Source organism: Roseateles sp., from assembly GCF_047654805.1.
Taxonomy (GTDB): domain Bacteria; phylum Pseudomonadota; class Gammaproteobacteria; order Burkholderiales; family Burkholderiaceae_C; genus Pelomonas.
This window is the reverse complement of record NZ_JASGIV010000001.1, coordinates 3,298,260-3,309,182: the sequence shown is the minus strand read 5'-3', so window position 1 is coordinate 3,309,182 and position 10,923 is coordinate 3,298,260. Positions and strand designations below refer to the sequence as shown.

General features: G+C 71.3%; 8 protein-coding genes. All 8 read left to right on the top strand.

Translation table 11 applies throughout. From position 1 onward, the window contains the following. The first annotated feature begins 67 nt into the window (after positions 1 to 67). The 8 genes from cobN (at position 68) to QM732_RS14880 (ending at position 10,852) form a co-directional block, all read left to right on the top strand. The gene (gene cobN, locus QM732_RS14915; RefSeq protein WP_415656904.1) at positions 68 to 4,069 is read left to right on the top strand and encodes a cobaltochelatase subunit CobN; all 4,002 of its coding nucleotides are present in this window, start codon (positions 68 to 70) and stop codon (positions 4,067 to 4,069) included. A gap of 30 nt (positions 4,070 to 4,099) precedes the next feature. After that, a complete protein-coding gene (locus QM732_RS14910) occupies positions 4,100 to 4,594 on the top strand; it encodes a MotA/TolQ/ExbB proton channel family protein (protein ID WP_415656903.1) in 495 nt (164 codons plus the stop codon). Between the two features lie 9 nt (positions 4,595 to 4,603). Beyond that, positions 4,604 to 4,921, top strand: a complete 318-nt coding sequence (locus QM732_RS14905; RefSeq protein ID WP_415659387.1) for a DUF2149 domain-containing protein — start codon at positions 4,604 to 4,606, stop codon at positions 4,919 to 4,921. Continuing rightward, on the top strand, positions 4,918 to 5,844 hold the full coding sequence (locus QM732_RS14900; RefSeq protein WP_415656902.1) for a ChaN family lipoprotein: 927 nt from the start codon (positions 4,918 to 4,920) through the stop codon (positions 5,842 to 5,844). Before QM732_RS14905 ends, QM732_RS14900 begins: the two co-directional genes overlap by 4 nt. 364 nt (positions 5,845 to 6,208) lie before the next feature. Further along, complete coding sequence (locus QM732_RS14895; protein ID WP_415656901.1) at positions 6,209 to 6,517, top strand: hypothetical protein; 309 nt, start codon at positions 6,209 to 6,211, stop codon at positions 6,515 to 6,517. Positions 6,518 to 6,519: 2 nt separating this feature from the next. After that, on the top strand, positions 6,520 to 7,227 hold the full coding sequence (locus QM732_RS14890; RefSeq protein WP_415656900.1) for a response regulator transcription factor: 708 nt from the start codon (positions 6,520 to 6,522) through the stop codon (positions 7,225 to 7,227). After that, positions 7,224 to 8,900: a FecR domain-containing protein gene (locus QM732_RS14885; protein WP_415656899.1), complete on the top strand. Its 1,677-nt coding sequence runs from the start codon at positions 7,224 to 7,226 to the stop codon at positions 8,898 to 8,900. Before QM732_RS14890 ends, QM732_RS14885 begins: the two co-directional genes overlap by 4 nt. Beyond that, complete coding sequence (locus QM732_RS14880; RefSeq protein WP_415656898.1) at positions 8,900 to 10,852, top strand: CHASE2 domain-containing protein; 1,953 nt, start codon at positions 8,900 to 8,902, stop codon at positions 10,850 to 10,852. Before QM732_RS14885 ends, QM732_RS14880 begins: the two co-directional genes overlap by 1 nt. The last annotated feature ends 71 nt before the right edge of the window (positions 10,853 to 10,923 follow it).

Sequence of the window (10,923 nt, the reverse complement as noted above, 5' to 3'; positions counted from 1 at the left end):
CCTGCCGCGGCGGTATTCCTCGTCCAGTAGCCAGCCAGCCGCGCGTCCACAGCGGCGCCAGCGATCGATGCGAATTCTGATCAACTTTTTCCTCGCCTGCCTCGCACTGCTGTGCGGCAGCACAGCCCTTGCCGATGGCAAAAGGCCCACGGTGCTGTTCATCGCCGCCAGCCCGGTGGCGCCTGGCAAGTTCGTCACCATGGCCCGTGCGGCGGAGCCACTGGGTCTGCAGATCGAAGCGCGCTTCGCAGAGAAGCTGTCCAGCGATGTAGATCCGGGGCTGTGGGCCGGAGCTGATTTGGTGCTCATCGATGCGCCGCGCCAGCACATCGAGGACTATGTGCGCCAGCGCCTTGGGGCAGCGCTGCCTGCGCTGGCGGCCAAGCCCCATGTCTGGTTGCAGACCGCCAGCGCCAAGAGCGGTCACCTGAACGATGCCTTCGTGCAGCGGCTGCATGCCTACTATGTGAATGGTGGCCGGACCAACACCCAGTCCTTCCTGCAGGCGCTGCAGAGTCACCTCGCGGGCAATCGGGACTGGGCGAAGCTGCCTGAGCCGCTACGCTTCCCGCCGGCAGCGCTCTATCACCCGCAACTCCCGGAAGTGGTGTTGCCTACGCCGGCCGCCTTCCTCAAGGCCCGGGCTCTGGAGGCGGACCCCGCGAAACGCCCGCCTGTCATCGCGATCGCGTTCCATCAGCAGAGCATTTCGGCCGAGCAGACTGCCTTCCTGGACGACCTGATCGACCGCGTGGAGAAGGGGGGCGCGGTCGCGTGGCCCTTCTACAGCCCGGTGCTGGATGCCGACTCGATTCGGCGCATGGTCATGCTGGACGGGCGGCCGGTGGCCGATGTTCTGATCAACACGCAGATCACGCTGGCTCCGGAGGCGCGCCGCCAGGAGTTCGAGGCCCTGGGAATCCCGGTTATCCAGGCCATGGCCTATCGCCGCGGTGACGCTGCCGACTGGGCGGCAGACCCGCAGGGCGTGCAGCTGATGGACGTACCCTTCTACCTGGCGCAGGCCGAGTACGCGGGTATCACCGACATCCAGATCGCCGCGGCCACGCGCAAGGGCGACGAGCAGGTCGGGCCCATCGCCGCGCAGAGCGCCGCCGTCGCGGGCAAGGCGCTGAACCTGGCCCGGCTGCAGCGCAAGGCCGCCGCCGAGCGCCGCGTCGCGGTGTTCTTCTGGAACTACCCCGCCGGCGAGAAGAACCTCAGCGCGTCCTTCATGAACCTGCCGCGCAGCTTCGTCAGCACGCTGGCCGCGCTGCAGGCCGCCGGCTACCGCACCGAGGTGCAGGATGAGAAGCCGCTGACGCTGCTGCTGCAGCGCCTGCTCAAGCCCGCCTACGAGCCGCCGCAGAACCAGGACGTGCTGCGCGACCTGGTGCGCGAAGGACTGGCCGGCCGCCTGCCGCTGGCGGACTACAAACGCTGGCTTGCCGGCCTGCCCGCCACCGTGCAGCAGCAGCTGCGCGAAGCCTGGGGCGAGCCGGAGAAGTCGTCCATGGTGCTGAACCAGGGCGGCGAGCGCTTCTTCGTGATCCCGCGGCTGCAGCTGGGCAACGTCACGCTGCTGCCGCAGCCCGGCCGCGGCGAGCGCGGCGGCGACAAGGAGAGGGCGCTGTACCACTCCAGCAGCGCGGCGCCGTCGCACTACTACCTGGCCACCTATCTGTGGGCGCGCCAGACCTTCGCCGCCGACGCGCTGGTGCACTACGGCACGCACGGCAGCCAGGAGTGGCTGCCCGGCAAGGAACGGGGCCTGTCCGCCAGCCATGACTACCCCATGCTGGCCGTCGGCGACGTGCCGGTGGTCTACCCCTACATCGTCGACAACGTCGGCGAGGCCACGCAGGCGCGCCGCCGCGGCCGCGCGACCATCATCAGCCACCAGACGCCGCCGTTCGCGCCGGCCGGCCTGCATGCGGCGCTGACCGAGATCCACGACCTGCTGCATCACTGGCTCGCGCAAGAGGAGGGCGGCGTCAAGGAGAAGATCAAGGCCGACTTCCTCGCCAGGGTGAAGAAGGAGCGCATCGCCGCCGACATGGGCTGGAGCGACGCGCGCATCGCGACCGAGTTCCCCGCCTTCGTGACCGCGGCGCATGACCACCTCCACGAGATCGCCCGCAGCGTGCAGCCGCAGGGCCTGCACACCTTCGGCCAGGGGCCGGAGGAGCGGCTGCGCGTGGCGACCGTGCTGATGATGTTGGGCAAGGAGTTCTGGGAGGGCATGGCCGGCCCCGGCGAGGAGGCCGACGAGATGCTGGTGGGAGACTGGACCCGGCTCGCCGAATCCAGCCCGTTCCGCAAGCTGCAGGCGCTGCTGCAGGGCGACAAGAGCCAGGACGCCGCTGTCGCCAAGATGCCCGAGGCAGCGCGCGCCAAGGTCGCGCTGGCGCGCCAGTGGTACGACAGCCTGGGCGGGCAGAGCGAGACGCAGGGCCTGCTGAACGCGCTGGCCGGGCGCTACATCCCCACCAGCTACGGCGGCGACCCCATCAAGAACCCCGACACGCTGCCCACCGGCCGCAACCTCTATGGCTTCGATCCCTCGCGCGTGCCTACCAAGGCCGCCTGGGAGGCCGGCAAGGAGGCAATGGACCAGCTCATCCAGGTGCACCGCGACAAGAACGGCAAGTTCCCGCAGAAGCTGACGTTCACGCTGTGGTCGGTGGAGACCATGCGCCACTTCGGCCTGCTCGAGGCGCAGGCGCTGTGGGCGATGGGCGTGGAACCGGTGTGGGACAGCGGCGGCCGCGTCAGCGACGTGAAGCTGATCCCGCGCGCCCAGCTGGGCCGCCCGCGCGTGGACATCGTGCTGTCGGCCACCGGCCTGTACCGCGACCATTTCCCCAACGTGATGCGCCAGCTCGCCAAGGCCGTCCGGCTGGCCGCCGAGGCCAAGGGCGAGAGCGACAACCCGGTGGCCGCCAACGCGCAGCGCATCGCGCAGCAGCTGCGCGCCCGCGGCGTGGACACCGCCGCCGCCGAGCGCGCCGGGCAGACGCGCATCTTCTCGTCCGAGTCGGGCCGCTACGGCACCGGCCTGGACGACGCCGCGCTGGCGACCGACACCTGGAAGACGCAGGCCGAGGGCGACCGCAAGCTCGCCGAGCTGTACCTGTCGCGCATGCAGTTCGCCTATGGCCCCGACGAGGCCGAGTGGGGTGCGCGCGGCGTGGCCGGCGGTGGCAAGGCTGGCCAGCTCAACCTGTATGCCGAGCACCTGCGTGGCACCGAGGGCGCCGTGCTGGCGCGCAGCTCCAACCTCTACGGCATGCTGACGACGGACGACCCCTTCCAGTACCTGGGCGGCATCGGCCTGGCCGTGCGCCACCTGGACGGCAAGGCGCCGGAGCTGTACGTGTCCAACCTGCGCAACCCCGGCGGCAGCAAGGTCGAGGGCGCGGCGAGCTTCCTGGCCAAGGAACTGGCGACGCGCAACTTCCACCCCGGCTACGTCGCCGGGCTCATGAAGGAGGGCTACTCGGGCACGCTGCAGGTGCTGGACGGGATCAACAATTTCGCCGGCTGGCAGTCGGTCGCCCGCGAGATCGTGCGCGACGACCAGTGGCAGGAGTTCATGGACGTCTACGTGCGCGACAAGCACAACCTGGGGCTGAAGCGTTGGTTCGAGGGCCAGAACCCGCACGCGCTGGCGCAGAGCATCGAACGCATGCTGGAGGCCGCGCGCCAGGGCCAGTGGAAGGCCGACGCCAAGAGCGTCGCCGAGCTGAAGCAACGCTGGCGCGAGCTGGCGCGCCGCTACGACGTGAAGACCGACAACCAGGCCTTCAACCAGTTCGTCGGTGCCGGCTACGGGCTCAACGTGGCCCCGCCGGTGCCCGCGGCGGCCGCCGCTGCCGCGCAGGCCCAGCCGACGCCGGCACCTCCGCCCCCGCCGCCGCCCGTGCAGGGCATGAAGCTCGAAAAGGTGCAGGCGCCGCCGCTGCCACCCACCGTGCTGGCCTCCACGCTGGCCGTGCTGGGCGCGCTGCTGCTGGCCATGGCCGGCGGTGGCTGGCGCGCCTGGCGCCGCGACGCCATGCCGACCTGATTCAAACATCACATCCACAAGACGAAAACCATGTCCTCCCTGATCGAAAACAGCATGTACACGGTGGCGCAGCTCTTCCTGCTGCCCACGCTGGCCCTCATCGCCATCCTGTTCCTGTACGCCTTCTGGGTGCTGGGCGCCTTCCTCATGCAGGCCTGGCGCCGGCGCGACGGCAGCAGTGGCCGGCCGCTGCTGGCGGCGCACCGCGCCGCCGGCCCGGGCGGCCTGACGGAAGACGAGCTGGACCTGCGCGCCCACAAGCTGATGGAAGGCGAGCGCCTGGCCAGCCGAGTGACGCCCATGCTCGGGCTGGTGGCCACGATGATCCCGATGGGCCCGGCGCTGCGCTCGCTGTCCGACGGCAACCTGGCCGCCGTGTCCCAGAACCTCACGGTCGCGTTCTCGGCCGTCATCCTGGCACTGATCGCCGCGTCCATCACCTTCTGGGTCGTCAACGTGCGCCGCCGTTGGCTGGCCGAGGAAATCCTGCAGATCGCGCAGCAGCGCGCGGCCAAGGAGGCCTGAGCCATGGCGCTGAAGCTGCTGCATGAGTCCGAGAGCGACGACCCCATCCTGTCGGTCGTCAACCTCATCGACATCTTCCTCGTCGTCATCGCCGCGCTGCTGATCACGGTGGCGCAGAACCCGATGCTGAACCCGTTCAGCAAGCAGGACGTGACCGTCATCACCGATGCCGGCAAGCCCAGCATGGAGATCGTCGTCAAGAAGGGCGAGAAGATCGAACGCTACAAGTCCAGCGGCGCGGTGGGCAGCGGCGACGGCGAGAAGGCCGGTGTTGCCTACCGCATGAAGGACGGCTCCATCATCTACGTGCCGGAGGCTGCGCAATGACCCGCATCACCCTGTCCGCGCTGGCGGCGGCCGTCCTGGCCGGCTGCGCTCAGACCGCCACCCCGCCTGCCGACGTGCCGGAGGGCGAACGCATCGTCGAGGTCGCCACCGGCCGGGAACTGGGGCGTGCCGAACTGCTGGCGCGGCTGCGCGCCAGCGACTACGTGCTGCTGGGCGAGCAGCACGACAACGCCGTGCACCACCAGCGCCGCGGCGAGCTGCTGCGCTCGCTGGGCGCGGGTGTGCCCGTCGTCGCCGAGCACATGACGCGTGGCCTGGCGGTGCAGCCCGGCGCCGAGTTGCTGCCCCGCCTGGAGGCCGCCGGTTTCGACGCCAAGGGCTGGCGCTGGCCGTTGCACGAGGCGCTGTTCGCGCCGGCCGCCGCGCCGGGGCATGTGCTGCTGGGCGGCAACGCGCCGCGCGACCAGGCCCGCCAGGTTGCGCGCGAGGGCGAGGCCGCGCTGCCGGTCGACCTGGCGCCGCTGCTGCGTGCGGCACCGCTGGGCGACGCGGGCCGCGCCGCGCTGGACGCCGACCTCGTCAAGGGCCATTGCGGCATGCTGGCCGGCGAGCGCCTGGTGGCCATGCGCTGGGCCCAGCGCGTGCGCGACGCGGCCATGTGGAGCACGCTGCAGCAGGCCGCCGGCAGCTACGGCAGGCCAGCCGTGCTGCTGGCCGGCAACGGCCACGTGCGCGACGACTACGGCGTGGCGCAGCTGGCGCACCAGCAGCAGCCGGCCGCGCGCGTGGTCAGCCTGGGCTTCACGGACGGCGGCGCCCAGTCCGCGGGGCAGCCCTACACCTACGTCTGGCAGACCGCCGCCCCCACCGGTCGTGGCGACCCCTGCGAGGCGTTCAAGCAGCAGATGCGCCAGCGTGCCACGCCGCCGGCTGCAACGCCGGCCTCCGCGTCTGCGTCCTGACGCCGGCCTGGCGAGAAGGCCTTGACGTCGTCGAAGGCCTGCCCCCCGGGCGGAACATCCTTCCGACCCGGGCTTCAGCCCCGGGAGGGGCTGCAAAAATGATGCCGGAGTCGCGTGGCCGCTCACTGCAGCCCAGGCGGCGGCGACGCACGTCAGAAGCTCCTGGGAAGGTCGGTCACGTGCCCGGCGATGGCGAGCGCTTTACGCATTGGAAAATGCGTCGCGCAGCAAAGCAAACATAATCCGCGCATCTGGCGCATTGCCGTCGTTGAGAACGAAGAGGATTTCCGCGCCGATGCGCTGCTTTCAGGAGACGTTGGGCCTGCAGACGTGGGGAGCGGCGCCGGCTGAGGATTTCACCCGCATGGGCGAGTTGCTCGCGGGTGTCCGCTGGCCGCGGCGCGAGCACGGGCGCAAGGGCGCGGCGCTCGCAATGACGGCCTGGTGGTCGGTTGCTCCGCCCACCGGCCTCGTGGCGCCCCACCACCCGCGAGCTGGCGCCAGCGGGCGCTCTCGTCAAGGCCCTCCTGCGCGCGTCACCGAGCGGGCGATGGCCGATGCGCCCGCATGCGAAGTCGGCGCGAATTGCTTCCTGCACCGTTTCGAAACCATGCGTCGGCAATCGATGCCGGCCGCCGACCTGCCGTTGCCGGCGCGGAAGCTGGAGTCTTGAGCATGCGCATTGCCGTCGTGGACGACGACCTCCAGCAGACGCAGTTGCTCGCCAGGCTGGGCGAGGATGTGGGCTACCGTTGCGAGGCCTTCGCTGAAGCCACGCCGCTGCTGCAGCCGCAGATGCGGCAGGGCTTCGACCTGCTGCTGCTGGACTGGCAACTGCCCGGCCTGTCGGGCGTGGAGCTGGCGCGCCAGCTGCGGCGCGAAGGTGAGCGCATGCCCATCATGATGGTGACCCATCGCAGCGATGAGCGCGACATCGTCACGGCGCTGCTGGCCGGCGTTGACGACTTCATCGCCAAGCCGGTGCGGCCCGGCGAGCTCAAGGCGCGGCTGCTCGCGTTGCTGCGCCGTTCCTACCCTCAGCAGACTGCATTGCAGCGGGTTGGCCGCTTCAGCTGGCAGGCTGCGTCGCGCACTTTCTACGTCGACGACGAAGTCGTCGACCTCAAGCCGCGCGAATTTGATTTGGCACTTTGCATGTTCCAGAAACTTGGCCGCCTGCTGTCGCGCGAATACCTGATGTCCCGGGTTTGGGGCCTGGAACCGGGCCTGGCGACGCGCACCGTCGACACCCACATCTCCGCCATCCGCAGCAAGCTGCGCCTGCGACCCGAGAATGGCATGCGCCTCAGCTCGGTCTATGGCCATGGCTACCGGCTGGAAGAGGTCGACGCGCCTGGTCTCGAACCCGCGTCGGGCGCATGAAGGCCCCCCGTTTCAGCGCCCCGCTGTGGGTGGGGCTGGTGTTGGCCGCGGGTGCCGCCGCCGCACAGGAGACCGTGAGCTACCGTGTGCTGCCAGGCGATTCGCTCTACCGGATCGCGCAGACCCAGCTGGAGGACCCACGCCAATGGCGCGCAGTGGCGCGGCTGAACCGCCTGCGGCAGCCGGACCGGCTTCAACCCGGCCAGCAGCTGCTGCTGCCCATCGCGTTGATGAAGGGCAGTCCCGTGAGCGCTGCGGTGGCCTATGTGCGCGGTGGCGTGACGCTGGATGGCCGCGCGGTGGCCATCGGCGACCTGGTCGCAGAGGCGGACATGCTGCGCGTGCCGGCGCTCGGTTTTGTCAGCCTGCAGCTGCTGGATGGCTCGCTGCTGCAGTTGCAGTCCAACAGCGTCGCCCGCGTCGTGCGGCTTCGCGAGCTGCCGCAGGCTGGCAAGGGCGAGGGGGCGCGCAACACGCTGATTCAGCTCGACCAGGGGCGGCTGGACCTGCGCGTCGCCCCGCAGCCGCGCGGCTCGCAGTTCAGGGTGAAGACGCCGCTGTCCGTGGCCGGCGTGCGGGGCACGCGCTTTGGCGTCGCGACGGGGAACGCGAGCGGCTGCGTGACGGCGGATGTCATCGAAGGCCAGGTCGGCGTGAGCTCGCTGGCGCAGGGCGGCGCGGCCGGGGCGTCGTCCACGCTGCCCGTTTCGATGGGGCAGGGCGCTCTGGTCTGTGCGGGCCAGTTGCCGCAGTTGCGGCCGCTGCCCCCGCTGCCCGATCTGCCGCCTGCGCTTGACGCCTCAGGCGGGCCCATCGAGGCCCTGCCTGCGGCCGTGCGCTGGGCGTTGCCGCCCGGCGTTGCCGCGCTGCGGTTCGAGCTTGCCGAGGACGAGGCCTTCACCCGGGTGCTGCAGGTCGAGCAGGGCACGGTGCTCCACCTGCCCGAGGCACTGGCCGACGGCCGCTACGCATTGCGCGTGCGTGCGGTCGACGACGTGGGCCTGCTCGGGCTCGAGCGGACGCTGTCGCTGCGCATCAAGGCACGTCCGGTCGCACCGTTGGCGCAGCAGCCGCGCCAGCACGAGTTGCGGTCGCCCGGCGTGCAGGCCTTCCGCTGCACCGAGGTGCCCGGCGCCAGCGGCTACCGGTTGCAGGTGGCGGACCAGGCCGACTTTGGCTCCGTGCTGGTGGCCCAGGACGCGCCGCGCTGCAGCTTCGAGTTGAAGCAACTGCCGCTCGCCGTGCTGCATTGGCGCGTGGCGGCGTTGGCGCCGGACGAGGGCGGGCGGCTGGAGCGCGGGCCCTACAGCGACGTGCGCAGCTTCGAGATCCGCGCGCTGCCGTCGCCGCCGCAGGCCGAGGACATGGTCGTCAACGCGGCCGGCGTGCACTGGGCCGGGCTGCCGGGCCTGCGCTATCGCGCCCAGATCGCGCGCGAGGTGCGCTTCGAGAAGCCGATGCTGGACGTCGAACTCGCCGAACCGCGCCTGTCGCTGGAGACCCTCAACGACTGTGAGCCGGCCTATCTGCGCATCGGCGCCATCGACGCGATGGGCCGTCCCTCCGAGTTCGGCGCGCCGCGCAAAGTGGAGGCGCAGGCCCAATGGTGTGCATCGGATGGCCGGCCGGTGCATGTCGGCAGCGGCGGGACGCTGGAATCCTCGAGGCCTTGATGCCGGGCCTCGCCGGGCACTGGAGGCGCTATCTCGGATGGATCGGCGTCTGTGCGGCCGTGGCGGTGCTCGGTGCCATCAACGGCCTGGGCGCCGTCGATGATTTGATCTCCGACCGCCTGCTGCGCCTCAGCAAGCAGGCCGTGCCGCAGGATGTCGTCATCATCGCCATCGACGACACCAGCCTCGCGGCGCTGGGCCGCTGGCCCTGGCGGCGCGAGCTGCACGCCGAGCTGCTGGAGCGCCTGACGCAGGCCCGCGTCAGCGCCGTGGGGATGGACCTGATCCTGTCGGAGCCCGACCCCACCGGCGACCCCGCCCTCGCCCGCGCGATGCGTGGCCAGGGGCGTGTCGTGCTGCCCCTGCACATGTCACCGACGGCGAACGGCGCGCTGGTAGCGCTGCCGGTCGCGCCGTTGGCTGCCGCGGCGGCGGGCCTGGGCCATGTCCATACCGATCTGGACGCCGACGGCGTGGTGCGCGGTCTCTATCTGCGCGAGGGCTTTGGCGCGCTGGCGTGGGAGTACTTCGCGCTGGCGGTGTTGCGCCTGAGCGATCCGGCGGCGGCCGGGCTGGCCGCAGGTGGCGTCGATGCCCGTGGCCGGCCATCCGCCGGCACCGACGTCCATGCCGACACCGGCTGGCGTCGCGACGCGCATTTCCTGGTGCGCTTTGCCGGGCCGGCGGGCACGGTTCGGCACTACTCCTACGTCGATGTGCTGCGCGGCCGGGTGCCGCCGGAGCAATTGCGCGGGGCCATCGTCTTCGTCGGCGCCACGTCGCCGGGCCTGGCCGACATGAACCCGACGCCGCTCAACAGCGGGCAGGTGTTGATGTCCGGCGTCGAGACCCATGCCCAGGCCTTCATCGCGCTGCGGGAGGGCTGGACGCTGTCTCCGCTAACGGCCGCTCAGAGCGCGGCGCTGGCCGTGCTGCCGCTCGCGCTGGTGCTGGTCGGGCTGCGCTGGGGGTCGCCGCGCATCGGGCTGGCGCTGACCCTGCTGATGCTGCCGCTGGTGGTGATGCTGGCTTGGGGGCTGCTGCAGGTCGGTGTGCGCTGGGGGCCGGCTGCCGCGTTGATCGGTGTGCTGGCGGCCTATCCCCTGTGGAGCTGGCGGCGCCTGGAGACCGCGATGCGGTTCTTGGACGACGAGTTCCGTCGCATGGGAGCGCGGCTGCATGGCCGGGCCGCCGCGCTGTCCGAAGCCCGGCGCGGCGACGGGCTGGACCGCCGCATCCATTCGCTGCAGGCCGCCGCACAGCGCCTGGCCACGCTGGAGGCGCAGCGCGAGGAGGCGGTGAACTTCCTGTCCCACGACTTGCGCGCGCCGCTGTCGGGGGCGTTGGCGCTGATCGCGCTGCACGGCGGCGAGCGTGGCGACCCGCTGCTCGGGCGCATCGAGGCCCAGTTGCGCGCCGCGCTGGAGATGGCCGAGGGCTATCTGCACCTGGCGCGCGCGCAGGCGCCGGAGCCCGATGCGCGCGAACTGCTGGACCTGCGCGACGTCGCGACCGAGGCTGTCGACCTCGCCTGGGACGCGGCCCGGCAGCGCGATGTGCGCCTGACCTGCGAGCTGCCGCCCGAGCCCTGCCTGGCCGAGGCCGACGGTGCGATGCTGCGCCGCGCCCTCGGCAACCTGATAGACAACGCGCTGAAGTACGGCCGCCCCCAGGCACCCGTGCGCTGCACGCTGTTGCCGCAGCCGGACGGCTGGCGGCTGGCCGTGGACAGCGAGGGAACGCCCGTCGCCGCGGCGCTCGCGGCCGGCCTGTTCGAGCACTTCCGCCAGCGCGACGGCAGTTCCGGCGGTGGCGTGGGCCTGGGCCTGGCGCTGGTGGACGCCGTCGCCCGCCGCCATGACGGCCGGGCAGGCTGGGAGGCGCTGCCGGCGGGCAACCGCTTCTTCATGGACCTGCCGGCTGCTGTCGACCCCGGCGACCGGGACGCATGACGGCAGCGCGCCGCAGCGCCAACTGTCAACGATTGTCATCGGCGTTAGGGGCATCCAGGCCTCGCTGACAC

Bases quoted from the DNA above. Each gene is read 5' to 3' on its own strand.
- cobN (WP_415656904.1), top strand. From the start codon at position 68: ATGCGAATTCTGATCAACTTTTTCCTCGCCTGCCTCGCACTGCTGTGC.
- QM732_RS14910 (WP_415656903.1), top strand. From the start codon at position 4,100: ATGTCCTCCCTGATCGAAAACAGCATGTACACGGTGGCGCAGCTCTTC.
- QM732_RS14900 (WP_415656902.1), top strand. From the start codon at position 4,918: ATGACCCGCATCACCCTGTCCGCGCTGGCGGCGGCCGTCCTGGCCGGC.
- QM732_RS14895 (WP_415656901.1), top strand. From the start codon at position 6,209: ATGGGCGAGTTGCTCGCGGGTGTCCGCTGGCCGCGGCGCGAGCACGGG.
- QM732_RS14890 (WP_415656900.1), top strand. From the start codon at position 6,520: ATGCGCATTGCCGTCGTGGACGACGACCTCCAGCAGACGCAGTTGCTC.
- QM732_RS14885 (WP_415656899.1), top strand. From the start codon at position 7,224: ATGAAGGCCCCCCGTTTCAGCGCCCCGCTGTGGGTGGGGCTGGTGTTG.
- QM732_RS14880 (WP_415656898.1), top strand. From the start codon at position 8,900: ATGCCGGGCCTCGCCGGGCACTGGAGGCGCTATCTCGGATGGATCGGC.